Raw genomic sequence first — 26,506 nt, forward strand, 5'->3', positions numbered from 1 at the left:
AGGTGCTATTATACTCATTGTTTGTACTTAAACCACTGCTGAAGCAATAAGCATATTAGGAATAGGCATAATAAAGTTAGTTTAATCTAAATATTATTTATACATAAATTAAACGTATAAATACTGTAAAAGTTAAAAATAATTGGCTACACTTTTCAGGGACTGATTCTAGCTTTATCTAGATTTAGCAACTTAACTAGCCATTTTGAAGCTCCATAAAATTATTGACAATAATTATTAATTCCTCTAATATCTAAAAGCAATTGCAAATCTTTTGCAATTCTTTTTTGGTGCTAACCGTAACGAAATGTCATGCCCAACAACTTCGCTCTAGGTAACGGAAAACCCTGGAGCCGCCGTCAATTATTGCAGTTAGGAGTAGCAGGTGCTGGATTAACTGGTGCAGCTGGACTTTGGCAGATGCTAAATCTACAAAGTAAGTCAATGGTCAAAGTGCCACCATTCAATATTGAAACACCAGACGACGTTACTAACCCGATGAGGATGTTAAGGGATTTTGATTACGGGACGGTAAAGCAAGAAAATGGACGAACTATCCGGGAATTTCAGTTAACTGCGGGTACTTCCATCATTCAACTTAATAGTGCTGTCTCTTACAATATCTGGGATTTAAACGGACGTATACCAGGGCCAACGCTACGGGCAAAACAAGGCGATCGCATCCGGGTACTATTTCTCAACAATGCGGGACATTCTCACTCTTTGCATTTTCATGGAGTTCATCCGGCAGAAATGGATGGTATTCGCCCAATCAGCAATGGTAGTGCCACAATTTATGAATTTGATGCTGAACCTTATGGCGTTCACTTATACCACTGCCATATTGAACCAGTCACCCGCCACATCGCCAAGGGATTGTACGGAATGTTCATCATCGATCCACCTACTGCCCGTTCCCCGGCTGATGAGATGGTATTAGTGATGGGTGGGTATGACGTGAATGATGATAGCCATAATGATTATTACGCCTTCAACGGTCTGCCCCACTATTTCATGCATAACCCGATTCGCATTTACAAAGATCAGTTGATTCGGCTGTATGTTCTCAACATCATTGAATACGATCCGGCGGTGACGTTTCATCTCCACGCCAATTTCTTTGATGTCTATCGCTATGGCATGAGTATGACTCCTAGCGAGAAAAGTGATGTGATTACGATGGGTGTCGCAGAAAGGCACATCTTGGAATTTGCTTTTCGCTACCCAGGTAAGTATATGTTCCATCCCCATCAGGATGCGATCGCAGAAAACGGTTGCATGGGTCAATTTGAAGTACTTGCTGAGAGTAACTCTCAAAATTCTGTTAAAAAATCTTGACAATATTATTAGCAGTTAGTAATTAACTTATAAAATTTTTAGATAAATAGTTGATAAAAAATCTCATTATATGAGACAGTAAAATCTATGACAATGTGTCAAACAAACTAGCTTCTAGTAATAGTTTGAAATGTTTCAATTAATACCTTTTTTAGTTGTGCGAGGAGCAAAGATGATAAAAGTTCGTTATATCTGTTTAGCAGCAGCAGCAGCAGTAATAGTTACCTTAAGTTCCTGTAGTAGTACACCAACCGCAGAAAATCCCTCAGCACCAGTTGCTAGCCCAGCTACAGAAGCAGTAAGTAGTAACAGTCATAGTGGCCACGCTAGCAAAGAGAAAATTAATATTAATACTGCTATATTGTCCGAATTAGATAAATTTGAAGCCAAACTAGGTGTTCCGGCTTTATCGAATAAAATCCAGGCAAGTCGTCCTTATGGTAGCCCAGAAGATTTAGTTACTAAAAAAGTAATTACTCAAGAACAGTTCGACCAAATTAAAGACCAAGTTGGTGTTCAAGAAGTGGCACTTACGGGTGAGGCAAAAGATGTTGACTATATGTCTAAATTAGGCTTAATGAAAGGGCATCTTTTAGTAGCACGAGAACTGTTGGATCAAAATCAGCCGAAGCAGGCAGAACCTCATATAGGACATCCAGTTGAAGAGATTTACGTTGATGTAGAAGATCAACTTAATGAGCGCAAAGTCAAAGAATTTAAGACAACATTAGTAAGTTTACAAGACTTAGTAAAATCTAGTCCGAAAGATAGCAAAGTTAAAACTAATTTTGCCTCTTCAGTGCAAGCAGTTGATGGAGCGATCGCAGCTTTGCCAGAATCTCAACGCTCAAAACCAGGATTTGTGCTACAGGTAATTAACGAATTGCTAGATTCAGCTAACTCCGAGTATGGCGCTGCGATCGCAAATGGTAAAATAACCGCACCAATTGAGTATCAAGACTCCCGTGGTTTTGTATTTTACGCCAATGAATTATACAAAGGGATTTCTAGTCAAGTAGCTCAAGCAGATCCCGAAGCACACAAAGCGATCGATACTAGTTTCGCTGAACTCATAAAAGTTTGGCCTTCTGCTATCCCACCAGCAAAAGCAGTCAAAACTTCTAGTGATGTTACCAAGGTAGTGAAAACCATTGAGGAAAACTCCCAAAAAGTGGTTGATAAATCCAATACCCAAGCACAGAGATAACACTTTCTTTTAATGGGAAGTATATGGTAAGGAGTTTAAAATAGTTAAGAGAGACGCGATTAATCGTGTCTGTACAAGAGTTAGGAGTTATGAATCCCAAACTGTTAACTCCTAACTCCTCACTTCTAACTCCTAACTCCTAACTCATTACGCTCCATTCGTTACTTGAATTAACAACTGATGCAAGAACTTGACCAAAAAAAGACCATTGACCTGCTGAACGCCATCATGGAATTTGAACTAGCAGGGGTAGTACGCTATACACATTATTCTTTGATGGTGACTGGCCCTAATCGTATTCCAATTGTGGCTTTTTTCAAAGCACAGGCAAGTGAATCTTTACTTCATGCCGAACAAGTGGGAGAAATTCTTACCGGTTTAGATGGGCATCCCTCCCTGAAAATTGCTCCAATGGAAGAAACCTATCAGCATAAAGTCAAGGATATCTTAGAAGAAAGCTTATCCCACGAAAAAAAGGCATTGGATCTGTATAAAAATCTGCTCGATACTGTTACCAATGCCAGCATTTATCTTGAAGAATTCGCTCGCGGTATGATTGGGCAAGAAGAGATGCATAATCTCGAACTCAAAAAGATGCTACGCGATTTTGGTTAATAGTCATTAGTCCTTAGTCATTAGTCATTAGTTAAATTAAAATGACAAATGACTAATGACAAAGGACAAAAAACGAAGGATAAAAGATGGATTTTAGTACTGCTCTACCTACTTTTGTAATAACGCTCCGAGAAGGAGTAGAAGCTGCCCTTGTTGTTGGCATTGTGCTAGCTTTGCTGAAAAAAGCTAAACAATCTCGGCTCAACTCTTGGGTATATGCTGGTATCGGCGTTGGTATTGTCGTCAGTGCCTTAATAGGCGTGCTATTCAGTTGGATAATTCAAATACTGGGAGCAGCGAATCCTCAATACACCACCGTAGTTGAGCCAGCCTTGGAGGGTGTGTTTAGTGTGTTAGCGATCGCAATGCTCAGTTGGATGCTAATCTGGATGACTAAACAAGCCAGATTCATGAAAGCTACAGTTGAGGGAGCAGTAACAGAAGCACTCACACAAAACTCAAATGCTGGTTGGGGTGTTTTTACTTTAATTTTAATTGCCGTTGTCCGCGAAGGCTTTGAGACTGTTCTGTTCGTTGCTGCTAATTTCCAACAGGGATTAATGCCAGCATTGGGTGCTATTGGTGGTTTGGTAGCGGCATCCGCCATTGGGGTGCTGTTATTTAAAGGTGGTGTCAAAATTAACATCCGTCAGTTTTTCCAGGTAATGGGCGTTTTATTAGTATTAATTGTCGCTGGGTTAGTAGTTTCAGCCTTAAAACATTTTGACGAAGCAGTGGCTAACCTTGCCCTTAGCAGTCGCGCCACAGAAGGACTTTGTTTCTATTACGAACGTTTTACAAAAATCCACTCCTGTATTTTGGGGCCAATGGTTTCAAATACTTCCACAATCTTGCCTGACGAACAGTTTCCTGGCATTATTCTCAAATCTTTATTTGGTTATAGAGATAATCTCTATCTTGTGCAAGCAGTGGGATATGTGGCATTTTTACTCACCATTGGAGGACTGTATTTCCGCAGCCTTGGAGGTGCTTTTCCTAAAGTTAAAAAAAATATCCCCTTTGGTCAAAAACCAATTAGTTCTGCAAAAGATTAAAAGCATAGTCAATTACCTTGTTCCCAGTCTATCTATGACTGGGAATTACCTTAGCGAGCGGTATTTGTCAGCAACACAAACCAACTAAAGCTTCCCTAAAGCGGATTAGGTAATGAGCAAAACTTTTATATTAAATTCCTTACTATTGCTTTCTCAAATACCCAATCCAGAAGCAAAATTTTTAGATTTAAAAAATAAATTAGAAAAAAAAGGGTTTCAGGTAATCATTGCACTACCACCAAAGCGAGGAGCTTATGGGTTACTGAGAGAAGCTGACAAAAAAATTTGGATTAATCCCGTAGTGTTTGAGTTAAATATTGGAACTCAAACATTAATCCATGAAACTGTTCATGCAGCGCAGATATGTGCCGGAAAAGGAAAAATCAAAACTTTAGGCTTAGACATTCAACCAATCAATTATTCTAAACCATTTTTTAAACGTTATACCGATATTAAACGACAAGATTTAGAAAAAGAAGCCTATGCAGTACAAACTCAACCTAATAGTTTTGAATTAGCTGTATCTCTTCTTCAACAACACTGTAAATAGCTAGTTTTTATTGTTGATAAGGCAAAACCGTCTTTATCTAACTGCTTTGTAATAAAAAGTGTTGAGTGTTGCCGAGTGAAAATATTGAGTGCAAGGAATGCTTGAAAAATAAATTTGTTAATAATTATTTAGCACAAAATAACGGCAAAACTGATATTAATTTTGAATTAATCATAGTAATTGTCGAATTTATCTTGTCTTACTTATCGGGTACAGGTATTTGTAAGACGAGCTAAGTGCCCTGTGATGCAAACAATGCTTGCTTAAGCTGCTGACAAGCCTTTTCAATTGCATCTATACTACCCGGATTTACTAGACCATAATAATCAAACACATAGACTCGGTTATTTTTTGTTGCTTGCAGTTGTTGCCAAAAGGCTTCCTTTTTCAGTGAATCTAAAAGCGCTACTTCCGAATTCCCTTGTGGGGGATTAACCAAAATTATTACCTCTGGATTTGCTTCTAAAACCTTCTCAGCCGAAAGCGTTACATAGCCACCAACAGGACTTTTCCCTTGTAAATCTGCTGCTATATTTTTCGCTTGGAATTTCGCCAGCAAATCCCCTGCCCAACTATTTTTATTTGGCGCTAAAATTGGTTGACGACTAACTAGTGCTAGAGTAGAAAAACCCTGAGTTGGCTTTTCTGGCAAGAAAGTTTTGTAACGATTTAACAAAGGCTGAGGATCAGCATCAATTGATTTAGCAAGTGTTTTAGTAAGTTCTTCTAGAGATTCCCAATTATTCACCTTAGTGAGAAAAGTCGGAATTCCTAGCTGCTGAAGTTTTTGAATTGGGATGTTAGAAAAACCTTCTGCACCAATAACTAAATCTGGTTTAAGTGCTACCACTTTTTCTAAATTTGGCGGACTTTGCCCTTCACTAACACGGGGAATATCCTTAAATCTTGAGTTATCCTTAAATAATTTACTACCAGTAATGCCAACAATTTTTGTTTGATTGAGTCGAGAGATAATATCAGCAGAAAGAGAAGAAAGAGCAACAACTCTTCTTGCTGATCCTTTTGGTAATTGCTGAGAATTTGTGTTTATCGTCTCCGTAGTGCTTGTGATTTTTGTTTGTGGCTGCTGAGTGGTTGCAGTCGTGCAAGCAACTAAAAATATACTCATCAAAAGTGCTAAAGCAGATAAAAGCCAACGACGATGCATATTAAAATTCCTTTTGGGGTAAGAATAGCATAAGCAGATTTTTACTTACGAAGGCACAAGCAGAATCTATCTAATAACAGACTAAGCTTGGTGTATCTTCAGATGTTTTATACTTCCCTATATGTATTTATGTCTTTATCAAAAAATTCAGCAACACAAACAAGCCTTTGGTAGTCTTAAAAAAATAGGTTTAAAATATCTGCCATTTAAATGTATTATTTTATACATATAACCCACAATTATCTGAATTGGGGTCGATGATTATTGTGTCCATCTACTGCTAGATATGTCAAACCATCCCTTGAACGTTGCAAGATCAACATTATTTTGGCGGCGTCTATTCGCTATTGTTTTCACTAGTAGTTCGTTGCTCCCCAACTTTGGAAGCGAACCAGCAAGGGCACAAGTAACCCAGTATTGCCAATTATCATCAACGGCGGCACAAGAAAAAGAAAACTTACGTTTGTCAGCCCTCAAAGGCAAACCAGATGCCAAAACCCGCTATCAAAACATTATAAAAAAACAGGCACAGGAATTACAGGAGTGCCGCACTAGGACTTGGCCGCAAGTCCAAGCCATTTGGTTGCGCTTGTATCCTTGTGACATTCAGCCAGGAATAATTGATCAGGTTATGGATCGGATTGTTAACCGTGGCTATAACCAAGTTTATTTAGAAGTCTTTTACGACGGGCAGGCATTATTGCCAGCAAAAGCTAACCCGACGGTTTGGCCTTCTGTAATTCGCACTCCGGGAGCAGAAAACGCCGATTTACTCGCCACAGCAATTCAAAAAGGTCGGCAACGCGGTTTAAAAGTTTACGCTTGGATGTTTACTGCCAATTTCGGCTATACTTACGCCCAGCGCCCAGATAGAGAAAGTGCGATCGCTCGTAATGGCAAAGGTCAAACGAGCCTATATGTGGTAGACAATGGCTCTCAAGTATTTATCGACCCCTACAACTTACAAGCAAAACGCGACTACTTCCAATTAGTAAAAGAAATTTTGCGCCGTCGCCCAGATGGCTTGCTATTAGACTATGTGCGCTATCCCCGACAAGCAGGAAGTGATTCCATCGCCACCAAAGTTTCAGATTTATGGCTATTTAGTCCCGCAACCCAAGAAGCTTTATTTAAACGGGCACTAAATTACAAAGGGCTGGAATTGATTCGGCGCTTTTTAAGTAAGGGATTCGTTGGCGCCGGAGATATAGCGGAAGTTGATAACCTTTATCCCCAAGAAGGCGAACCTCTGTGGCAAGGACGCATTCCTCCATTAGGGCAAAAGTCAATCCTGTCTGCAACCGATAGACAGCCGCTTTTACAATGGGAATTATGGCAGCTTGCTGTTGCCCACGCCATGCAAGGAATTTTAGATTTTGTCACCATAGCTAGTTATCCAGCAAAGGAGCAAGGTATTCCCACGGGAGTAGTGTTTTTCCCTGATGGCAACCAAACTGTAGGGCAAGGTTATGATTCTCGTTTGCAACCTTGGGATCGGTTCCCCACTTCATTGCAGTGGCATCCTATGGCTTATGGGAATTGCGGTAATACCAGTTGTATTGTGGCGCAAGTGCAACGAGTTTTGAGTATGGCAAAACCGGGTACGCAGATAATCCCAGCCTTAGCAGGCAAATGGGGAGAATCCGTTAGCAATCGTCCATCGCTAGAAGCGCAAATGGAGGCACTTCGCAAATTTTCCCCTCAACTGAAGGGAGTTAGCCATTTTGCCTATTCTTGGCAATATCCTGAGAGTGATAATGATCGCAAATTTTGTCGCATTCGGTAAACAGCAGATACTAAATATACACATCGTAAGACTTCTAAAAAACTTTTTAGTTTACTGATTGTCAAATTCATGCTGTCAGTAATAAATTACACGTTTTGTGATAATCTAAGAGGATATTTGAAAAGTCGCAGAAAGTGTATTTTTGCCGTTTTGATCTGGGTTAGATGCTAGGGAAAATAAGTTTTTTAGCCATGTACTGAGATGCTTTACTGTGCTAAATATGAGAGCAAAAGACCATTTGCAAATATTATCTAAACTTAGAATATACCTGTAGCTGTTACAAATTATTGAGGATTAACTATGGAACCTGTTTCTATGATTATTACGGCTTTAGGTGCTGGTGCGATCGCTGCTACTAAAGATACCGCAGGAACAGCCGTTAAAGATGCCTATCAGGGATTGAAAACCTTGATTAAGAAGAGATTTGAAAGTGAACCAAAAGCACAAATGGTTCTGGAAGAACACGAAACAGACCCTGAAACCTATGAAGCACCACTTATAAAGAAATTAGCGGAAGCTGGTGCTGATCAAGATGCAGAAATTATTAAGTTAGCGCAGGAGTTGCTGAAACAGTTAAAACCTGAAGAGTCAGCAGCAGGTAAGTATAACACAGTATTTCAAGGAGAAGTGAAGGGGATTCAGGTGGGCGATCGCAACACCCAAGAAAATAAATTTGGCTAGTAGAAGCCACTGGAGTATCTAGATGGCTGAAGAGAGTTCCAAATACCACTCAACTTTTCAAAATGAAGTCAAAGGTGCTGTAGTTGGTGAAGGAAACATTATCTACAACTACTTCTACTCTAGGGAAGAGGTAAAACCTGTTGATTCTGCGATCGCTGTTGATGAATATCTCCCTTGTCCTTATCAGGGTTTATTTCATTTTGGCCCTAAAGATGCTGAGTTTTTCTTTGGGCGGGAAATATTTATAGAAGAACTTTATATTACAACTAAAACCCGTAATTTTATACCCGTGCTGGGTGCGTCGGGAAGCGGTAAATCTTCGGTGGTATTAGCTGGATTAGTCCCTAAGTTAGAAAAAGAGGGTCATTGGCAGTTTACTCACTTTCGTCCTGGTTCTGATCCTTTCCATGCGATCGCTTTAGCTCTTGTCCCTCTTTATACACCCAATTTAAATGAAACCAAACAAATTATCCAAGCGCGAGAGTTAGCTGATTATTTGCAAAAAGGCTCTGTTCCTCTCTCGGACGTTTTTGCTAAAATTCGGCAAAATCACCCCGATCATCGTGTATTACTGATTGCTGACCAATTTGAAGAAATTTACACACTCTGTAACGATCAGGAAATTCGCCGTAAATTTCTCGATTGCTTATTAGCCAGTCTAGAAACTCCTACTTCTCTGTCTTCATCCGCTACGGTGTTGGTAGCAACGATGCGGGCAGATTTTTTGGGAAATGCTCTCTCCTATCGTCCTTTTGCTGATGTCTTGCAAAATGCTGACCTGAAACTGGGGCCAATGAATCGGGAGGAACTAAAAGAAGTCATTGAAAAACCTGCCCAAAAATTAGGGGTGACATTTGAAACTGGACTGGTAGAACTCATTCTCAATGATGTGGAAGACCAACCTGGAAATTTACCTTTGCTAGAGTTTGCATTAACAGAGTTGTGGAACAAGCGAACGGGTAAACAATTAACTCACAAAATCTATGAAGAAATTGGTCAAGTAGAAGGTGCATTAGCTCGCCATGCTGATGAGAAATATGGCAACTTGACAGATGATGAGAAGGAAAAAGTCCGGCGCATTTTTATTCAATTGGTGCGTCCGGGTGAGGGAGCAGAAGATACCCGACGCATAGCGATGAAAGCGGAATTAGGGGAGCAAAGCTGGTCTTTGGTAAAAAAATTAGCTGATGCTCGGTTGGTGGTGACAAGTCGCAATCTCAGCAGTCAAGAAACGGTCGAAGTAGTCCATGAAGCTCTGATTCGTAATTGGGGAGAACTGCGAGAATGGATGAATACAAACCGCGTTTTTAGAGCTTGGCAAGAGCGACTGCGGTCAACAAAGGGACAATGGGAAGCAACGAAGCAAGATTCTGGGTCATTATTGCGTGGTGCAGCTTTGGCGGAAGCGGAAGAAAGACTGAAAGAACGCCCAGAAGACTTAATTGATGAGAAAGAATTTATTGAGCAGAGTATCAAAGAACAACAGCGCATCAGGAAGAATGGAATCAGAGCTATATGGGGAATTGTTGCGAGTTCCCTGTTGGCGGTGGTGGTTAGCAGTGGATTGGGTTTAATGGCTTGGCAAAAGACAAAAGAAGCGGAACTCAATCTTGCAGATTCTCTCGGTTCTTCTTCCTTGTCTCTACTCGATAGAAGAAAAGAGTTAGATGCTTTTGTCAAAGCAATTAAAGCGGGAAAAATCCTGCAAAACCAGCACGTATACAACTCAGTGGTAATGAATGCCTTGCAAAAAGCTCTTAATGAGAGCAGCGAACGCAATCGCTTGCAAGGGCATGATAGGGATGTCTGGAGCGTGAGTTTTAGCCCCGACGGCAAGACTTTGGCTTCTGGCAGTGGTGACAACACCATCAAACTGTGGAATCTAGAGACAGGGAAGGAAATCCGCACCCTAACTGGGCATCATTACACTGTTAGAAGCGTGAGTTTTAGCCCCGACGGCAAGACTTTGGCTTCTGGCAGTGATGACAAGACAATCAAACTATGGAATCTAGAGACAGGGAAGGAAATCCGTACCCTGACTGGGCATGATGACTGGGTCTCTAGCGTGAGTTTTAGCCCCGACGGCAAGACTTTGGCTTCTGGCAGTGGTGACAACACCATCAAACTGTGGAATCTAGAGACAGGAAAGGAAATCCGCACCCTAACTGGGCATCATTACACTGTTAGAAGCGTGAGTTTTAGCCCCGACGGCAAGACTTTGGCTTCTGGCAGTGGTGACAACACCATCAAACTGTGGAATCTAGAGACAGGGAAGGAAATCCGCATCCTAACTGGGCATAATAACTTGGTCTGGAGCATGAGCTTTAGCCCCGACGGCAAGACTTTAGCTTCTGGTAGTGAAGACAAGACAATCAAACTGTGGAATCTAGAGACAGGGAAGGAAATCCTCACCCTGACTGGGCATGATAATACTGTCAATAGTGTGAGTTTTAGCCCCAACGGCAAGACTTTGGCTTCTGGCAGTGCTGACGCGACAATCAAACTGTGGAATCTAGAGACAGGAAAGGAAATCCGCACCCTAACTGGGCATCATTACACTGTTATAAGCGTGAGTTTTAGCCCAGACGGCAAGACTTTGGCTTCTGGCAGTATTGACAAGACAATCAAACTGTGGAATCTAAAGACAGGGAAGGAAATCCGCACCCTAACTGGGCATGATGACACTGTTTATAGCGTGAGTTTTAGCCCCGACGGCAAGACTTTGGCTTCTGGCAGTGGTGACAACACCATCAAACTGTGGGATCTAGAGACAGGGAAGCAAATCCGCACCCTCACCGGGCATGATAACTGGGTCTGGAGCGTGAGTTTTAGCCCTGACGGCAAGACTTTGGCTTCTGGCAGTGTTGACAACACCATCAAACTGTGGGATCTAGAGACAGGGAAGCAAATCCGCACCCTCACTGGGCATGATAACTGGGTCTGGAGCGTGAGTTTTAGCCCCGACGGCAAGACTTTGGCTTCTGGCAGTGCTGACAAGACAATTAAACTGTGGAATCTAGAGACAGGGAAGGAAATCCGCACCCTGACTGGGCATGATAACACTGTCAATAGCGTGAGTTTTAGCCCCGACGGCAAGACTTTGGCTTCTGGCAGTGATGACAAGACAATCAAACTCTGGAATCTAGAGACAGGAAAGGAAATCCACACCCTTTCTGGGCATGATAACCGGGTCTGGAGCGTGAGTTTTAGCCCCGATGGTAAGACTTTAGCTTCTGGCAGTGAAGACAAGACAATCAAACTGTGGAATCTAGAGACAGGAAAGGAAATCCGCACCCTGACTGGGCATGATGACTATGTCAATAGCGTGAGTTTTAGCCCCAACGGCAAGACTTTGGCTTCTGGCAGTGGTGACAAGACAATTAAACTGTGGAATCTAGATTTCTGGAATCTAGACTTAGACACTTTAATAGGGCGCAGTTGTGATTGGGTACGCGGTTATTTACAAAATAATCCTAATGTTAGCGAGAGCGATAGGTACTTGTGCGACGGTATTGGCACGCAAAAATAAAATATATAAGTCAGACAAGCCGCAACATGAGTAGATTCTATTGATGGGGCTTATACCCGATCGCAGGTAATGTACTGCAAGTAAGCTAATTTTAACGTGTGCCTCCGTTAGAGACTGACGTTAACTTAAAGCCAAGTCCTCTGGTGTATTACAGTTAAACAACATTTCTGGTTCTGCTAAAGGCAAAACTTCTACAGGATGTTGCTGAAGCCATTGCTGAAACGATCGCCCCCCTTTGTTGATAAACTCTAAAAGCTGTGGCAAACAGCGACGGCGATAGAAACCACACAGAGGTTCCCAGCCTTTAGGATGTTCAGCTAAAGCTGCGATCGCATTATCCCCCACGCTATCAAGTCTAGTTACCCAATCTTGCAACACCTCAACCCGCAACCTCGGCAAATCGCAAGCAAGCAACACTACCCAATCTGTTTGCACTTCGGCTAGTCCTTGAGCAAATCCAACTAAAGGCCCGTGAGCTAGAGATTCTCCAGATAAAGGCACTTCCCGAATAAACTCACAACCAGGCAAAAGTAAGTCTTGATAGCGTTCTGGCCACGGAGTAACTACATAAACAATATCAGCACAGCTATGAGCAATGCTACAAACTCGCTGCAACAACGGCACTCCTTGAACGGGAATCAAGGCTTTATCTTGACCCATACGAGAACTCTTACCGCCTGCTAATACAATGGCGGTTAATCTGCTAGATGAGTTAATAGTCATTCATCAAAAAAATAGAGGGTAAAAAACAAGTCAAACTAAATTAACCTTGACGCTGAAAGTAGAATAAATTTATCTTCTACTTAAACCCCATCATGGCTATCCAAGAACTCGAACAACAACTCCTTCAGCTTTCCCCCAACGATAAACTGTACATCATCCAACTCCTTGCCCAAAGCCTGACCACACACAACAACACCCAACCAGATCAACCAAGCAAACTCTCAGATTTTTTCCGTCAATCCCCCCTAGCTGAACTCACCGAAGAACTTGACCTTAGTCGAGATCGCACCCTTCCGCGCGATGCCTTCACCCCATGAATTATCTCCTTGATACCTGCCTGATTTCCGAACTTGTTGCCAAACAACCAAATCAACAAGTTTTAAATTGGCTAGATGCCCAAGTGCCAGAAAAACTTTACCTTAGCGTCATCACAATTGGCGAAATTGCTAAAGGCATCAGCAAAATTACTGCATCTAAGCGGAAAGAATCTCTAACAACTTGGCTGAATGAAACCCTGCCCAATCGCTTTCAACAAAGAATCTTAAATATAGATGTCTCAACAATGTTGTTGTGGGGAAATTTAGTCGGGCAATTAGAACACAATGGGCGACCTCTACCTGTCATGGATTCTTTGATTGCAGCGATTGCAATTCATAACTCTTTATCACTTGTCACCCGTAACGAAAAAGATTTTGCTGGGACAGGGGTTGTAATGGTTAATCCTTGGTCTGTTTAGGTTCATCGCTATACAAAGTCCAATGAGCAACCGTGCAGAAAGTTGCGATCAAGACTGAAATAAAACTATTTCACGCCCTCACCTGACTTTTCTCCATCTGCTGTAATAAATGCTCTACACTTTCTGCTGGTGCAAGACATTTCAAACCTTGGCAAACTAACCCAACACTTCCCTCTGGTAAATCAGATGTTACCGTAAATACAGCCGTTGGTAGAAACTTGGGGATCAGAGAGTTTATTTGCTCAGTTGTGCTGCGAATCAACGTAGAATTACGATACCAATCCAACGCTGTAAATAAACTAGGACAAGCTTGAGGGGAGCGATGCATCACACTCCTAAAAGCTTTCAAACCAATTTCCGCTAAATCCAAATAATCTAAATTATCAGTGAGTAGAGCCAGACGCACAAGATTAGCGATCGCAATTCCATTCGCTGATGGTGTCGCATTATCAGCGTAACTGCGCTCCCGCACAATTAAATCTTGACTAGAATCGCTTGACGTATTATAATAACCACCTAACTCTAAACTCCAGAGAAATTCGTTGAATTCATCTTGGATAGCGATCGCTTTTTCTAACCACAGTTTATGTTCAGGGTTGGAAGCTTGTAAATCCAGGAGAGCTTTAATAAAAAAAGCGTAATCTTCAGACTGCGCTAAAACGGTTGGTTCTCCTTGATAGTTGAGTCGTTGAAAACGTCCATCGACAAACTGATTTTCCAAGATAAAATTTGCTGCTCGTGCTGCTAATTCCAGATATAACGTTTCTTGAAAAACCCCAGCAGCCCTAGCTAGCCCAGAAATCATCAAGCTATTCCAAGCGACAATCATCTTCGTATCTGTCACCGAGGGAATGCGACCTGGCCAGTTCGTGGTTTTTGCTTCCTGGTTGTTACGAGCTAGGGGAAAAGTTTCTAAAGACTCAGAACTAACGCCATAGCGAGTGGTAAAAAGCTTACTCAGAGCCATTTCCACCGTTGCACTCAGTTGCCCAGAATAGCGTCTTTGCAAGACATTACGCCCTTCAAAGTTGCCGTTAGGTGTAACAGTAAACTGTTCTAATTCCTTTAATTCTTCAGGCGTTAACAATTGTTGTAGTTCGCCGTAACTCCAGACGTAAAAGGCTCCTTCTTCAGGTTCTACTGCCGTGGGATCAATAAAACTGTCGGCATCTTGAGCAGCATAGAAGTAACCTTCAGGCGCGGTCATTTCCCGCTTCAGCCATTGTACAGTACCAGCAACTGCTCTCTCAAAGGCTGCTTCTTCAACTCCTGCACTCCATAAAGAAGCTATATACTCCACAATCTGCCCATTGTCGTAGAGCATTTTTTCAAAATGGGGTACTGTCCAAGTAGCGTCAACAGTATAGCGATGAAAGCCGCCGCCCACATGGTCGTAAATGCCTCCCAGTGCTAAGTCTAGTCCCCGTTGGGTACAAACTTGCTTGCCATCATAACGAGATTCAAAATTAAATCGAGTTCCTCGCAGTGCTAATTCTGCATAGGGAATCATCGGAAAGCTATTACCAGATTGACTAGGAGTAATTACAGCTGTGCTGGTTTCCCAACCTTGACGGAGTAATTCATGGTCTTCAAGCTCATCTGTTGTACCGTCTTGTAACACCGCAGACGTGAGCAACGACTCAATAATTAAGGCTTTGCGTTGCTGTAATTCTGCTTTTTCGGTATCGTAATAACGGCGAAGAGCTTGCAACACCTGCAAAAATCCCGGACGGCCATAGCGGGGATCTACAGGGAAATAAGTACCAGCATAAAATGGCACTAAATCTTCTGGGGAAAGAAATACGTTTAAAGGCCAACCCCCTTGACCACTCATCATCTGCAAAGCTTGCATGTAGATGCTATCGAGGTCAGGTCTTTCTTCTCTGTCTACTTTGATGGGAAGAAAATTAGCATTCATGTAGTCAGCGATCGCAATATCAGAAAAAGCCTCGCCTTCCATGACAGTACACCAGTGGCAACTAGAATAGCCAATGGAGAGAAAAATCGGTTTATTTTGCGCCCTTGCAGTTGCAAGTGCTTCATCACACCAAGACCACCAATCAATGGGGTTTTCGGCGTGTTTGCGGAGATAGAGGCTCTTAGCTTCAGCAAGGCGATTAGTCATGATTAAATGCAAATAGTTGCCTTCTTTGCTCAGTCTATCCTCTTCTCAGGAGTCTTAGGCTAGACGGGTATGTAGATAAGCAAGAAATCCTACGAGCGAATTAGCTCTTGGGTCAGAAGTCGTAGTACATAATGTGATATCGCTGACCAAAGAATAATTTTAATGCAGAACAACTAAATTTATTTATGGGGTTCTTATACCAATTCAAATAATATTTGCGACATATCAATTATTTGTAAGGGCACAACATTGCTTATTGGTGTCAGCTTAAGGTAAAAGCCATGTCCCGCAAAGAACTTCAGTTACTTGCTAATAGCTCAAGTCATCTTTAGATGACTAAATATTCCTAAAGATCTTTAGTCTACTGAAGTAGACTTGAGCTATGAGCCTTGAACTTTAGTTCAAGGCGGGTGAGGAAGCTTTCAGTTAAGCTACTTTTAGGTTAAATTGACACTTTTGACTTCCCTGTAGGGGCTGACACCTATACAATTGGTGAAAAATTCTTACTGAAAAGATCGCAATAGCAAGCTAACAATATTTGGTGGCGTTTCTCGAACAGGTGATGCTGTCTTGGACTGAATTAAAGTATTTGGGCTAAGTACTGCTATCAGATGGAGTAAGAAGGTGATGATGGCAGCTTGTATAAGTTTTTCCAACATGGCACGTCTCTCTGGATGGATAGCATTTCAAGTATGACTAGTTATTCTAAATACATTTAGTTTGATGGACTTACTGAATGTAACAAAAATAATTTGATATTTTCCAAGGGAAATCCTAAAAAAATGTTTAAATTGTTACAGGATTAAGATAATTCCCTAAGCAAGTCTGATTTTGGTCATCGGTCTAATCACCACATCGTCAAAGTTATCCAGCAAATGCCGAGATATGAAGTTGGCGATGATTAGAGTATTTTGATTTGTTCTTCATGGGATATTTTCTTAGACATATTTTGCGGTTAAAAAGTGCCTTTGGGGGTTGAATTTATCGCAAAATCATCTTTTGTACTGTTTTTGGGCAAGGGAAACAGTAGAGATAAACCCCAGTTTCGTGCTGTCACCGATAAAATGTATTTAAAGTAGCCACAAACACGCTTCCATGATTCCTATCGTTATTGAACAATCGGGTCGAGGCGAACGCGCCTTTGACATCTACTCACGGCTGTTGCGTGAGCGCATCATCTTTTTGGGACAACAAGTTGACAACAACATTGCTAACTTGATTGTTGCCCAACTGCTGTATTTGGATGCCGAAGACTCGGAGAAAGACATTTATATGTACATCAATTCTCCCGGTGGTTCGGTGACGGCTGGTATGGGTATTTTTGACACTATGAAACACATTCGCCCTGATGTCTGTACAATTTGTACCGGATTGGCGGCGAGTATGGGCGCTTTCCTCCTCAGTGCTGGTGCTAAGGGTAAGCGGATGAGTCTACCCCATTCTCGGATTATGATTCATCAACCTCTAGGCGGTGCTCAAGGACAGGCGACTGATATTGAAATTCAGGCGCGGGAGATTCTATACCACAAACGGCGGCTAAATGACTATTTAGCTGAACACACAGGTCAACCAATCGAGCGAATTGCTGAAGATACTGAACGTGACTTCTTCATGTCACCAGAGGAAGCCAGAGACTACGGCTTGATTGACCAAGTGATTGACCGTCACGCTGCTGGTAGCCGTCCAGCAGTTGCTGTTCTTAATTAATAGTTGCGATCGGTAAATGGTGATTTACCACTTTTAATTTCCTTAAACCCCAAAAATAACCCCTTTTCATAACTGAAGAGGGGTTATTTTTGGAATAGGTGGACTGCTTAACTTAATACCGATTTGGACAAAGAACAAATGACAAATGACTAATCAAAATCCTGCTATTGGGTCTGGCTGTGATTGTAAGTATTTGAGGAATCCGTGTAATTCTTCTTCAGTTAGCAAAGTACGCCCCCGCTTACCGTAGGTTTCAATTAGATGTTCCCGCCCTTGTTCTGGTGTCCAGCCTAAACGCTGAAGTTCGACATCTGTTTTAGCAATTACATCCGATAAATCCACGGGTTCAGCTTTCTTCTTTCTCTTTCCTGTCACTGACGGGGTGGCAACATTCTCTTGAGGGCTGTAACTCCGAGGTGTAAATGGTGTGACATTATTGGCAGAAATTTCTGGAAAGGTTTGATTTTCTACCCGGTTATCAAAGGTTATTTCCAAGTTTTCCACTGGAGGGTCAAATTCTAGCTCTTTGTTGGCTGTCGTAGGAAAGTTTTGACCTAAATCCTGGCTATAGCTATCGCTTGGTGGGGACGCACTACTGCTGTACCCGTACTGTTCATTATTGTTTGTTACTACTTCTGGTTTGATGTTCCGTACTTTAGAAGGTGGTATCGATATTTCTTTGTCGCTGACCATTGGCCACTGACTACCAACAAAATCCTCATCCTTTGCAAAGGAATAAGCAGCCGATTCATTTAATCCACCTTTGGTATTCAAGGAAGGATTTAGCTGCGCTGGAGGAGTTGGATTTGAGCTAAATGCCACTGATTGCTGTGGTGCATTTGTAATACCCAAAACTATCAACGCCCTAGTTCTGGCTTGGTCTTCTGCTGCTTCTACTGTTTCTGCTGCTGCCATACCCGTAGCACGGGTTACGCCTTCTATTTGCACGCTTGCCCGGACAATATATTTTCCTTGAAAAATTTGCAATAATTCAGAAATCAGACTGCCTTTGGGATACAAGCTCTGGAATTGAGCCAACATAGTACTGCTACCAATCTAAATATTTTTAATAACGGAGTTGATCCTGCCTGTATGTTCAAGCTAGCTCATCTGCCCTTACTTTAATTTACATCTACTCGATACCCAGGATGCCTTAAGGAAGAAGACAAGGGGCAGGGGGCAGGGAGCAGAGGAGAGAACCCCATACACCCCATACATAAATGTAGGGGCCTTATACTGTAGACGCATTATTTCTTGCGCTTGAGCGTCTCGAAATAAATGTTTAAATCAAAGGACATAAATAAATTTATTTGCTCTGGATTCCTTTTGACAGGGGAATCTTAGAATCTTTCTCCCCTGCTCCCTGCCTCTTCGGTGATCAGTTTCTTGGCAGGCAATGAAGTTATCAAGGTGATATTCTTACTTTGCCCTGTGTCCCAATTATTGTAGCAATAGCTCTTTTTTGACGAAATTTTTTGCTAGTGCTAACTTATCTGGGTAGTCTTGCCTGCAATGCTATACTGATTACCCAACAGGATATCTAGAACTATTTTCTGGAAGTGCGCTCTAAATCGACAATAATGGAGATAAGGTTCGCCCTCACTGCTTATTAAGCTGCTTACCTAATTGTTACCGATTCTACATGTGGGAAAGTTAGGTTCACGGCAGTTTTGCCTAGTTCAAAATCAGAGTCTAATGTCGTAAAATTACCTTCACTCTAGACAATCAAACACCTGTAGTTTCCACGCCACTTGACGGCAGTTGCTCCACTTGGGGAGACCCCAAGACCGCACTGCCTTCTCCATTTGGGGAAGCCCTAAGACGGCAGTGGCTCCCCTGCATAGCCCTTTTGGGCAGTCTGGATTCTCTAAACCCAGCTTCTCAAAAACCCGTCGTGTAATTACCTAGCGGGGCTAAATCCTAATCAGGCGTGTAATCTTAAGTTTGGTTAGGTGAAGAGACTTGAACGCAGGCGAACTCTGAGATCATCGTGCAGTGAGAAGTTCGTAGACGCCCATTGTCTGTGGGTCGGCTTCCTTTGCTTAGACTGCGGGAGTAGTTTATCACTCTTGCGGGGTCGGGCTTCCTTTCCTTAGAACTTAGGAAGTCTTGCCTCTGAGCAATTCGTTTCCAACTTGTTTCTGTAAGCCGTGAGGATATACAGAAAAGAACCAGATTGAAGAAGAATTCAGAACTCAGAATTCAGGATTCAGAATCAATATAGTGGGGAATTCAGCGCCAAGTGCGGTGTTGGGGTCTCCCCAAGAGGAGCAACTTTGTAGGAGAGATCCGCCACTATAAAAGTTGACCACAAAACAAGAAAATTTTTGTGGGGAACTTAAACCTCTTGATTCAGACGCTTGCGGACTCGCTACCACTGCGCTATCCGCAAGTTACAGAGAATTTAATTCTGTTAGCGGTAGCGGGGCGTTCAGCCCGTTCTGGCAACTGACGCTTTTATTCTGTTTTGTTAAACAAAAATGATGTTTTGACCAAAGGTCGGTTCACTGCATGGAATTTTCAATCGCTACACTCCTTGCCAATTTCACCGATGATAAATTGGTAGCTCGGAAGGTTTTAGAAAAGAAACTTGGCTGTGAAGATGAAAAAAGTTTACAAAAACTTCACATTGCCTTAGATGTTCTGGAAAAAATCGGTATTTTAGTGAAAGAACGGGGCAAGTACCGCCGTGTCTCAGAAGAGGGAATAATCGAAGCAAAACTCCGTTGTTCTAGTAAAGGCTTTTGCTTTGCTATTCAAGATGTGGAAGGAGCTGAGGATATTTACATCCGCGAAAGTCATCTGAGTAATGCTTGGAATGGCGATCGCGTTTTGGTCAGAGTTCTCAAAGAAGGTAGTCGCCGTCGCTCTCCCGAAGGGGAGGTGAAGCTAATTCTAGAACGTTCTAACCACACTTTATTGGCACGAATTAAGCAAGTGGAAGCTGGTTTTAGGGCTGTGCCTTTAGATGATCGATTGCTGTTTGAACTGAAGATCCAGCCAAACGGGGCGAAGTTGGAAGAAGCGATCGATCACTTGGTTCATGTAGAAGTTTTGCGTTACCCACTGGCACAATATCCTCCCCTTGGTCGAGTGGTGCAAATCCTCGGTAGCGATGCCGAAGCTGCTGCTGATATAGATTTAGTTACGTGCAAACACGACCTTTCCCGGACTTTTCCAGATAATGTCCTAGATGCAGCGGCCAAGTTGCCCAAAAAGCTACTCAAAGCAGACCTGAAAAATCGGCTGGATTTACGTAATTTATTTACCTTTACCATTGCAGGGGTAAATGGCGATACCAAAGTTATAGAAAACGCTTTTAGTTTAGAAAAAAACTTAGCCGGAAATTGGCTTTTAGGCGTTCATATCACCGATGTTTCTCACTATGTCCAACCTGATGAAGCCTTAGATAGAGAAGCACTCAAACGGGGCAAATCAGTGTATCTGGGAGAATTAGTACTGCCAATTTTGCCCCCAACTGTGGCAGAACGCTGTTCTTTGATACCTGGGAGCGATCGCTTAACCATCTCTTTTTTAATTACCATTGATCCCCAATCTGGACAAGTCTTAGAGTGGGAAATTCAACCCAGTGTAATTAACGTCGAAACTGCACTGACTACTGAACAAGCCCAAGCAATTCTTACAGGTGAATCTCAAGTTCAATCCCCACAAGTTTCCCATATCTTGCAAGACCTCCAAGCCTTGCAAACAGCCGTGAAACAGGTGCGCTTGAATCGTGGTAGCCTCCAATTGAATCTGCCACCCAGCCAAAACGCCTACTATGATGAGGGGATTCTTGGCGCTGTGGTGGTGAATGATTTACCAGTGCGATCGCTACTCACTGAGTTGGTACTGTTAGTTAATCAACTAATGGCAACTCATTTAAATGCTCTTGGTGTTCCCGCTATCTGGCGAGTTCAAGGTACACCCGATGTTGAAGATGTCCAGGAAATGCTGAAATTGGCAGTCAATTTAGGCGTTGACCTCACACTAGATCCAGAAGTCGATATTCAACCCTTAGATTATCAACATTTGACCACAGCTTTTGCGGAATCTCCTTCTGAGCAAGTTCTTACTTACTTATTACAAGATACACTAAAACCATCTGCGTACAGCACCACCAAAGGATCTCACTTTGGTCTGGCATTACCGCAATATGTCCACTTTAGCGCTCCTTTGCGACGTTACCCAGATTTGCTCATGCAGAGAGTGTATTACGCGCTACTCGAAAACGGACGCGATCGCCGCAATACCCGTGTAAGAGAGCGCGTTAACCTGCGCCACTCCTCCAGCCACGAGGAAATTAACTGGAACGTTTTACCCCCAGAATTGCAACAAGAACTGCAAAGCGATTTAACTAGGGTAATTGTCCAAATCAACGACCGAGAAAAAGAAGTCCAAGAAGCTGAAGCCGATTTAGCCGGACTGCAAAAAGCCCAACTGATGAAGCAACGCATCGGTCAGGTATTTCAAGGCGTAATTACCGGGGTTCAATCCTACGGTTTCTTTGTAGAAATTGAAGTACCAGCATCTGAGGTAGAGTCCAGCAGTAATCCTGGTGTGCCTTTGCGGGTAGAAGGATTGGTACACGTCAGTTCTCTCAAAGATGATTGGTATGAATATCGCGCCAGACAACAAGCACTGTTTGGTCGCAAAAATCGCGCTTCTTACAGATTAGGCGATCGCGTCGCCGTACAAGTTAAGAGTGTCGATTACTACCGTCAGCAGATTGATTTGGTAACAGTTGGCAGCGATGGCGTACCCAGAGGTTTAACTGGCGGTGGTTCTAATGAGGAGTTTTCAGACCTCTACTTACCAAATGACATTGAACCTGATGACCTAGACCCTTACTCTGATGATGAGTAAAGTGAAAAAGCAGAGGAGCAGAGGGCAGGGAGCAGGGAGTGATGAGGGAGCAGGGAGCAGGGAGCAGGGGAGACAAGGGGACAAGGGGACAAGGTGATTTAAGTAACTTGCAACAAGTCTTTCCCTTTGTCCCTAATTCTCCTTGTCCCCAAGTCCTCTTCACCATGCCCCATGCCCAATGCCTCCTGACCCCTGTCTCTTAATAAAGTAAACCTTACGTGTCGAATAACACAAAACCTCTAATTTTAGGCGTATCAGGCGCATCTGGTCTGATTTACGCTGTTCGTGCAATCAAATTTTTGCTAGAAGCGGAGTTTAGTATTGAATTGGTTGCCTCTAAATCTACTTACATGGTTTGGCAGTCAGAACAGGAAATTCGGATGCCAGCAGAACCAACCGGGCAAGAACAATTCTGGCGAGAGCAAGCTGGAGTGGCAATTTCGGGTAAACTTCGCTGCCATCCTTGGGGTGATGTTGGAGCCGGAATTGCCAGTGGTTCATTTGCTACTCTGGGGATGATAATTATTCCATGCAGCATGAGCACAGTGGCAAAGCTAGCGACTGGCTTGAGTTCCGATTTACTAGAACGGGCGGCAGATGTCCAACTCAAAGAAGGACGAAAGCTGGTCATTGTTCCTCGTGAAACGCCTTTTAGCCTCATCCACCTCCGTAACTTAACCTCTCTAGCAGAAGTTGGAGTGAGAATTGTCCCCGCGATTCCTGCCTGGTATCACAATCCCCAAACTATTGAGGATTTAGTGGATTTTGTAGTTGCCCGTACTTTAGATCAACTAGATATTGACTGCATTCCAATTCAGAGGTGGCAAGGTCGTCGCTAACATTCTCAATGGATTTATTGTAAATTTCACAATAGTCCTAAAAAGGTAATGATAGAGATGGCTGATAGTGTCAGTAGTCAGTGAATAGTAGTTAGCGAAGAATATTCAGACCGATAACTGACCACTGACAACTGATCAAAGAGGCAGGGGAGTAAGGAGCAGAGGGCAGAGCGAGAAAGATTCTGGAATTACCGACTCTATTAGGGTCTCAGAGCAAATAAATTTATTTATCAGGTTTTCCCCCTGCCCCCTGCCCCCTTTCCTCTTTAGTGACCACTGATAACTGACAACTGACAAAATTGCTATGGCTGTAATTCGCTTAATTCTATTGGTGGCAGTACTGGGAGGACTAACGCTGTTATTAGTCCAAAATTTCTCACCTGCCCTATCGCTAGTATTTTTGGGCGTGCGAACTCAACCATTACCACTAGCGATATGGATTTTGTTTAGTACTGCCACTGGTGCTTTCACATCTATATTGATTGCGACCTTGTTTAATTTATCCAATTATTTTGGAGGAAGACAACGCCAAACTCCTAACCGCCGAAGCACAGCGCCTCGTGCGAAGGCAACCCGTAGAGAAGAATTTACATCTCGTCCTGCCAGTTCTCCACCACCAGCTAGTAAAAAAGAAGAGCCTACTAGTGATGTATTTGATGATTGGGAGACAAATAGCAGTAAAGATGATGATTGGAATTTTGATGAAAAGTCAGAGGAAACACCTACTTCTAATTCTCAAGCTCAACAGCCTAAAGACTCTACAAATTACGAACGTCAATCAGAAGCCAAAAGCAGTTCTCAATCTGGTTCAGTTTATTCTTACAGCTACCGGGAACCAAAAAATACGGCTGCGGGAAAAACTGAATCTGTTTATGATGCTGATTACCGGGTAATTATCCCCCCTTATCAGCCGCCAACTACCAATCAAGCCGATGATGATGATGATTGGGAATTTTTTGATGATGATGATGATTTTGAAGATGATGGTAAACGCCCCCGTCGGTGAGATGTAGCAGGCTACGTCTCTATTTGATGCCGCACCGCTCTCTAGACTCTTGCTTGACCTTACCAGTCATGGCAGCTTCCTGCAAAGTCATGAAAGCATTAAAATCTTCCAAGTCATACCGGGAAGTCAACAGTTGTCGTAGTTGATTTTCAGCTTCCATTGTCAAATAGCCAGTTGCTAAAGCTTTTTGTACAACATCACGAATTCGAGTCATAGTTGACGCCTCATCCATCCTATATTTATTCATTCAGCCTTATTGGGGTGAAATATGCAGTAGTTTTTGTGCCGAAATCTCAACTTGGCAAGCTTTTGTGGGCGATCGCAAGATATAAGTCATTATTTACACCTTTATAGGAAACATTTAATTGATTAGGGCTTGTTATAACTGAACTTTTAGAATAATGACGTTGTGCTAGTAGAAACACAGTATTCTGTATACTTGAATTTACCTACCAGAGTAAAAATTCGGATTATTTAAATAGACAGAAATAGTTTGGATAAAGTTTCAAACAAGCTATATTAATTTTTTAGTTAAGCATAGCGATCGCTATGCAGCAATTACCTAGTTACTTGAGGCAAATTACTACATTCGTGAGAAATTTATCATTTATGATTACAGTAATTTCACAGACGAATCGTTAATCTATTGCCTTAGTTACTTCAAATACATTAATAACGGTAATTACTACAGTTAATTCCTCTTAAATAGAAGAGAAAATTGTAGAATTTAAAAACAAATAAAAGCTTTCAGATAAATTCCAGTTGATATCTCATTTCTTCTGGCAATAACTTCCCAGATTAAAATTAAATCCCTCAATATTTCTCCAATTGAGCGGCGGTTTTGAGTGCAGTAAGTAATTTCTGAGTGCATAATAAAGCCACTATGATGAAGTATCACAAAGTTATCATCATGTGGTATCTTAGACATCTAATCAAGAAACACTCCTATAATAAGAATTTATATTTTAATTCTCAGATCATTAGCGCTCGCCAATCAAGTAATTTTATCCGGTTGCGCGATCGGTGAGAAACTCCATATTTTTAAATCCGAGATTAAGTCATTGAGTTTATAATTAGAAACTGTGACTCAGCACTCAAAATTGGAGCAAAGCAACTGGTGAGCAGCTTATTACAAGGAGTCAACCTGTACTTAATTGGGATAATGGGCGTTGGTAAGACGACAGTAGGACGCTTACTGGCGAAGGAATTGGGTTATGGGTTTGTGGATACCGATAATATTATTGCCCAAGCAACAGGTAAATCTATCAATCAGTTATTTGCACAAGTTGGTGAACCAGGCTTTCGCCAGTTAGAAAGCGACGTACTTTCACAAATTTGTGCTTTTACAAAATTAACTATCGCAACTGGTGGCGGCATTGTACTGCGGCGAGAAAATTGGGGTTACCTGCACCACGGTTTGATAGTCTGGCTAGATGTGCCAGTAGAGATAATTTACAGCCGTTTAGCTGAGGATACCACAAGACCACTGCTGCAAGATGCAGATCCTAAAGAGAAATTGCGATCGCTCCTTGAACAACGAACACCACTTTATTCTCAAGCTGATTTGCACATCACCGAGCGAGAGGGAGATACACCTGAAGACGTTGCCAAGCGAATACTCGAAGCAATTCCTGGCGTACTAAAAAAAACAGTTTCTCATTAATAGGGAATATTAATCTAACTGTGTCTGCAAAAGATATTTTTCATGAATCAGTTAAAAAAGCTTTGCAAAAAGAACAATGGAGGATTACGAGCGATCCATTAAAATTTAAATTTGGGGAAGTCAATTTTCAAATTGATTTAGGCGTAGAAAAAATAATTGCCGCAGAAAAAGGAAATGAAAAAATAGCAATTGAAATCAAAAGCTTTTTAAACCCCTCGGCAATTACAGATTTTTACTCTGCTTTGGGACAATTTCTTAGTTACCGTATAGCACTAGCAGGATATGAACCAGAGCGAGTCTTATACTTAGCAGTTCCATTGGATACGTACAAAACATTTTTTCAACTGGAGTTTACTAAAACTGCGATCAAACAGTATCAGGTGCTATTAATTGTTTACAATCCAGTAGATGAGGTGATTGTAGAGTGGATAAACTAGCAAGATATCAAGAATATGTTAAAACATTGTTGACGAACTATGCCAGTGCTGATGTCTCGGATAACAATGTCGAAGTCCAACTGATTTTAGACACAGAACGCAATCATTATCAATGGATGAATGTAGGTTGGCAAGAATTTAATCGTATTTATCGATGCGTGATGCATTTTGATATTAAAGATGGCAAAATCTGGCTGCAACAGAATTTAACCGATCGCAATCCAGCAGAGGAGTTAGTGATGATGGGAGTACCACGAGAGGATATTGTCTTGGGTTTGCAAGCTCCTTATAAGCGTCAGTATACAGATTATGGCGTAGCGTAATGCGATCGCTCCTTGACCAACGAACACCACTTTATTCTCAAGCCGATTTGCACATCACCGAGCGAGAGGGAGATACGCCTGAAGATGTTGCCAAGCGAATACTTGAGGCAATTCCTGGCGTTCTCAAAACACAATCTCATTAGCTGGTAAAA

The 26,506-nt window shown here is 42.1% G+C and carries 25 protein-coding genes and 1 pseudogene; 19 read left to right on the top strand and 7 right to left on the bottom strand.

The features are described 5' to 3' along the window. The first annotated feature begins 312 nt into the window (after nt 1-312). From RMZ43_RS15465 to RMZ43_RS15485, 5 genes are all read left to right on the top strand, one after another. Nucleotides 313-1,338 carry a multicopper oxidase domain-containing protein gene (locus tag RMZ43_RS15465; protein ID WP_322650740.1) on the top strand — a complete coding sequence of 342 codons (1,026 nt, stop codon included), beginning with the start codon at nt 313-315 and terminating at the stop codon, nt 1,336-1,338. Nucleotides 1,339-1,510: 172 nt separating this feature from the next. Beyond that, on the top strand, nt 1,511-2,545 hold the full coding sequence (locus tag RMZ43_RS15470; RefSeq protein WP_322650741.1) for a helix-hairpin-helix domain-containing protein: 1,035 nt from the start codon (nt 1,511-1,513) through the stop codon (nt 2,543-2,545). Nucleotides 2,546-2,725: 180 nt separating this feature from the next. Next, on the top strand, nt 2,726-3,160 hold the full coding sequence (locus RMZ43_RS15475; RefSeq protein WP_322650742.1) for a ferritin-like domain-containing protein: 435 nt from the start codon (nt 2,726-2,728) through the stop codon (nt 3,158-3,160). Between the two features lie 86 nt (nt 3,161-3,246). After that, on the top strand, nt 3,247-4,215 hold the full coding sequence (locus tag RMZ43_RS15480) for an FTR1 family iron permease (RefSeq protein ID WP_322650743.1): 969 nt from the start codon (nt 3,247-3,249) through the stop codon (nt 4,213-4,215). Nucleotides 4,216-4,327: 112 nt separating this feature from the next. After that, nucleotides 4,328-4,765 (top strand): hypothetical protein, encoded by a 438-nt coding sequence (locus tag RMZ43_RS15485; protein ID WP_322653450.1) that lies wholly within the window; start codon nt 4,328-4,330, stop codon nt 4,763-4,765. A gap of 232 nt (nt 4,766-4,997) precedes the next feature. Here the strand turns inward: RMZ43_RS15485 and RMZ43_RS15490 are convergent, their stop codons facing one another. Then, complete coding sequence (locus tag RMZ43_RS15490; RefSeq protein WP_322650745.1) at nt 4,998-5,933, bottom strand: ABC transporter substrate-binding protein; 936 nt, start codon at nt 5,931-5,933, stop codon at nt 4,998-5,000. 286 nt (nt 5,934-6,219) lie between these two features. Here RMZ43_RS15490 and RMZ43_RS15495 point away from each other — a divergent pair, with 286 nt between their 5' ends. The 3 genes from RMZ43_RS15495 to RMZ43_RS15505 all read left to right on the top strand — a co-directional run bounded on the left by RMZ43_RS15495 (nt 6,220) and on the right by RMZ43_RS15505 (nt 11,929). Further along, entirely contained in the window at nt 6,220-7,719 is a 1,500-nt protein-coding gene (locus RMZ43_RS15495) for a family 10 glycosylhydrolase (protein WP_322653451.1), read from the top strand. A 300-nt stretch (nt 7,720-8,019) separates the two neighbouring features. After that, nucleotides 8,020-8,400 (top strand): hypothetical protein, encoded by a 381-nt coding sequence (locus RMZ43_RS15500; protein WP_322653452.1) that lies wholly within the window; start codon nt 8,020-8,022, stop codon nt 8,398-8,400. Between the two features lie 22 nt (nt 8,401-8,422). Next, the gene (locus RMZ43_RS15505) at nt 8,423-11,929 is read left to right on the top strand and encodes a hypothetical protein (protein WP_428850736.1); all 3,507 of its coding nucleotides are present in this window, start codon (nt 8,423-8,425) and stop codon (nt 11,927-11,929) included. A 120-nt stretch (nt 11,930-12,049) separates the two neighbouring features. Here RMZ43_RS15505 and RMZ43_RS15510 read toward each other — a convergent pair whose 3' ends face one another. Next, nucleotides 12,050-12,652 (bottom strand): molybdenum cofactor guanylyltransferase, encoded by a 603-nt coding sequence (locus tag RMZ43_RS15510; RefSeq protein WP_322653454.1) that lies wholly within the window; start codon nt 12,650-12,652, stop codon nt 12,050-12,052. 92 nt (nt 12,653-12,744) lie between these two features. On the opposite strand from RMZ43_RS15510, the gene RMZ43_RS15515 reads away from it, so the two are divergent. After that, complete coding sequence (locus RMZ43_RS15515; RefSeq protein WP_322653455.1) at nt 12,745-12,969, top strand: hypothetical protein; 225 nt, start codon at nt 12,745-12,747, stop codon at nt 12,967-12,969. Continuing rightward, complete coding sequence (locus tag RMZ43_RS15520; protein ID WP_322653456.1) at nt 12,966-13,388, top strand: type II toxin-antitoxin system VapC family toxin; 423 nt, start codon at nt 12,966-12,968, stop codon at nt 13,386-13,388. Before RMZ43_RS15515 ends, RMZ43_RS15520 begins: the two co-directional genes overlap by 4 nt. A gap of 70 nt (nt 13,389-13,458) precedes the next feature. On the opposite strand, the gene RMZ43_RS15525 is transcribed toward RMZ43_RS15520, so the two are convergent. Both RMZ43_RS15525 and RMZ43_RS15530 read right to left on the bottom strand, forming a co-directional pair. After that, nucleotides 13,459-15,513 (bottom strand): thioredoxin domain-containing protein, encoded by a 2,055-nt coding sequence (locus tag RMZ43_RS15525; protein WP_322653457.1) that lies wholly within the window; start codon nt 15,511-15,513, stop codon nt 13,459-13,461. 503 nt (nt 15,514-16,016) lie between these two features. Then, nucleotides 16,017-16,172, bottom strand: a complete 156-nt coding sequence (locus RMZ43_RS15530; protein WP_322651923.1) for a hypothetical protein — start codon at nt 16,170-16,172, stop codon at nt 16,017-16,019. Between the two features lie 436 nt (nt 16,173-16,608). Between RMZ43_RS15530 and clpP the strand changes: the two genes are divergently transcribed. Beyond that, complete coding sequence (clpP, locus tag RMZ43_RS15535) at nt 16,609-17,220, top strand: ATP-dependent Clp endopeptidase proteolytic subunit ClpP (RefSeq protein WP_109007488.1); 612 nt, start codon at nt 16,609-16,611, stop codon at nt 17,218-17,220. A 153-nt stretch (nt 17,221-17,373) separates the two neighbouring features. Here the strand turns inward: clpP and RMZ43_RS15540 are convergent, their stop codons facing one another. Further along, the gene (locus RMZ43_RS15540) at nt 17,374-18,261 is read right to left on the bottom strand and encodes a hypothetical protein (protein WP_322653458.1); all 888 of its coding nucleotides are present in this window, start codon (nt 18,259-18,261) and stop codon (nt 17,374-17,376) included. Between the two features lie 1,288 nt (nt 18,262-19,549). Between RMZ43_RS15540 and RMZ43_RS15545 the strand changes: the two genes are divergently transcribed. From RMZ43_RS15545 to RMZ43_RS15560, 4 genes are all read left to right on the top strand, one after another. Then, complete coding sequence (locus tag RMZ43_RS15545; RefSeq protein WP_322653459.1) at nt 19,550-19,672, top strand: hypothetical protein; 123 nt, start codon at nt 19,550-19,552, stop codon at nt 19,670-19,672. Nucleotides 19,673-19,731: 59 nt separating this feature from the next. Then, the gene (locus tag RMZ43_RS15550; RefSeq protein ID WP_322653460.1) at nt 19,732-22,086 is read left to right on the top strand and encodes a ribonuclease R family protein; all 2,355 of its coding nucleotides are present in this window, start codon (nt 19,732-19,734) and stop codon (nt 22,084-22,086) included. 218 nt (nt 22,087-22,304) lie between these two features. Next, nucleotides 22,305-22,925 carry a flavin prenyltransferase UbiX gene (locus tag RMZ43_RS15555; RefSeq protein ID WP_322651926.1) on the top strand — a complete coding sequence of 207 codons (621 nt, stop codon included), beginning with the start codon at nt 22,305-22,307 and terminating at the stop codon, nt 22,923-22,925. A gap of 304 nt (nt 22,926-23,229) precedes the next feature. After that, the gene (locus RMZ43_RS15560; protein ID WP_322653461.1) at nt 23,230-23,931 is read left to right on the top strand and encodes a LapA family protein; all 702 of its coding nucleotides are present in this window, start codon (nt 23,230-23,232) and stop codon (nt 23,929-23,931) included. Between the two features lie 19 nt (nt 23,932-23,950). Here the strand turns inward: RMZ43_RS15560 and RMZ43_RS15565 are convergent, their stop codons facing one another. Further along, complete coding sequence (locus tag RMZ43_RS15565; protein WP_322651928.1) at nt 23,951-24,145, bottom strand: hypothetical protein; 195 nt, start codon at nt 24,143-24,145, stop codon at nt 23,951-23,953. A 513-nt stretch (nt 24,146-24,658) separates the two neighbouring features. Next, entirely contained in the window at nt 24,659-24,859 is a 201-nt protein-coding gene (locus RMZ43_RS15570) for a hypothetical protein (RefSeq protein ID WP_428850737.1), read from the bottom strand. A 189-nt stretch (nt 24,860-25,048) separates the two neighbouring features. On the opposite strand from RMZ43_RS15570, the gene RMZ43_RS15575 reads away from it, so the two are divergent. The 4 genes and pseudogenes from RMZ43_RS15575 to RMZ43_RS15590 form a co-directional block, all read left to right on the top strand. Next, nucleotides 25,049-25,594, top strand: coding sequence for a shikimate kinase (locus RMZ43_RS15575; protein ID WP_322653462.1), 546 nt, complete (start codon nt 25,049-25,051; stop codon nt 25,592-25,594). Between the two features lie 20 nt (nt 25,595-25,614). After that, complete coding sequence (locus tag RMZ43_RS15580; protein WP_322653463.1) at nt 25,615-26,031, top strand: XisH family protein; 417 nt, start codon at nt 25,615-25,617, stop codon at nt 26,029-26,031. Next, entirely contained in the window at nt 26,019-26,354 is a 336-nt protein-coding gene (locus RMZ43_RS15585; RefSeq protein ID WP_322651931.1) for a XisI protein, read from the top strand. The genes RMZ43_RS15580 and RMZ43_RS15585 overlap by 13 nt, the downstream gene beginning before the upstream one ends. Continuing rightward, nucleotides 26,354-26,497, top strand: a pseudogene (locus RMZ43_RS15590) (shikimate kinase); the annotation flags it as partial. The gene RMZ43_RS15585 and the pseudogene RMZ43_RS15590, both read left to right, overlap by 1 nt. Between the last annotated feature and the right edge of the window lie 9 nt (nt 26,498-26,506).

This window comes from Nostoc sp. CmiVER01 (assembly GCF_034531135.2).
Lineage (GTDB): Bacteria > Cyanobacteriota > Cyanobacteriia > Cyanobacteriales > Nostocaceae > Nostoc.

Bases quoted from the DNA above. Each gene is read 5' to 3' on its own strand.
- RMZ43_RS15475 (WP_322650742.1), top strand. From the start codon at position 2,726: ATGCAAGAACTTGACCAAAAAAAGACCATTGACCTGCTGAACGCCATC.
- RMZ43_RS15490 (WP_322650745.1), bottom strand. From the start codon at position 5,933: ATGCATCGTCGTTGGCTTTTATCTGCTTTAGCACTTTTGATGAGTATA.
- RMZ43_RS15485 (WP_322653450.1), top strand. From the start codon at position 4,328: ATGAGCAAAACTTTTATATTAAATTCCTTACTATTGCTTTCTCAAATA.
- RMZ43_RS15540 (WP_322653458.1), bottom strand. From the start codon at position 18,261: ATGTTGGCTCAATTCCAGAGCTTGTATCCCAAAGGCAGTCTGATTTCT.
- RMZ43_RS15530 (WP_322651923.1), bottom strand. From the start codon at position 16,172: ATGTTGGAAAAACTTATACAAGCTGCCATCATCACCTTCTTACTCCAT.
- RMZ43_RS15570 (WP_428850737.1), bottom strand. From the start codon at position 24,859: ATGTCTAAGATACCACATGATGATAACTTTGTGATACTTCATCATAGT.
- RMZ43_RS15500 (WP_322653452.1), top strand. From the start codon at position 8,020: ATGGAACCTGTTTCTATGATTATTACGGCTTTAGGTGCTGGTGCGATC.
- RMZ43_RS15550 (WP_322653460.1), top strand. From the start codon at position 19,732: ATGGAATTTTCAATCGCTACACTCCTTGCCAATTTCACCGATGATAAA.
- RMZ43_RS15525 (WP_322653457.1), bottom strand. From the start codon at position 15,513: ATGACTAATCGCCTTGCTGAAGCTAAGAGCCTCTATCTCCGCAAACAC.
- RMZ43_RS15465 (WP_322650740.1), top strand. From the start codon at position 313: ATGCCCAACAACTTCGCTCTAGGTAACGGAAAACCCTGGAGCCGCCGT.
- RMZ43_RS15480 (WP_322650743.1), top strand. From the start codon at position 3,247: ATGGATTTTAGTACTGCTCTACCTACTTTTGTAATAACGCTCCGAGAA.
- RMZ43_RS15505 (WP_428850736.1), top strand. From the start codon at position 8,423: ATGGCTGAAGAGAGTTCCAAATACCACTCAACTTTTCAAAATGAAGTC.
- RMZ43_RS15495 (WP_322653451.1), top strand. From the start codon at position 6,220: ATGTCAAACCATCCCTTGAACGTTGCAAGATCAACATTATTTTGGCGG.
- RMZ43_RS15515 (WP_322653455.1), top strand. From the start codon at position 12,745: ATGGCTATCCAAGAACTCGAACAACAACTCCTTCAGCTTTCCCCCAAC.
- RMZ43_RS15510 (WP_322653454.1), bottom strand. From the start codon at position 12,652: ATGACTATTAACTCATCTAGCAGATTAACCGCCATTGTATTAGCAGGC.
- clpP (WP_109007488.1), top strand. From the start codon at position 16,609: ATGATTCCTATCGTTATTGAACAATCGGGTCGAGGCGAACGCGCCTTT.
- RMZ43_RS15565 (WP_322651928.1), bottom strand. From the start codon at position 24,145: ATGACTCGAATTCGTGATGTTGTACAAAAAGCTTTAGCAACTGGCTAT.
- RMZ43_RS15470 (WP_322650741.1), top strand. From the start codon at position 1,511: ATGATAAAAGTTCGTTATATCTGTTTAGCAGCAGCAGCAGCAGTAATA.
- RMZ43_RS15560 (WP_322653461.1), top strand. From the start codon at position 23,230: ATGGCTGTAATTCGCTTAATTCTATTGGTGGCAGTACTGGGAGGACTA.
- RMZ43_RS15520 (WP_322653456.1), top strand. From the start codon at position 12,966: ATGAATTATCTCCTTGATACCTGCCTGATTTCCGAACTTGTTGCCAAA.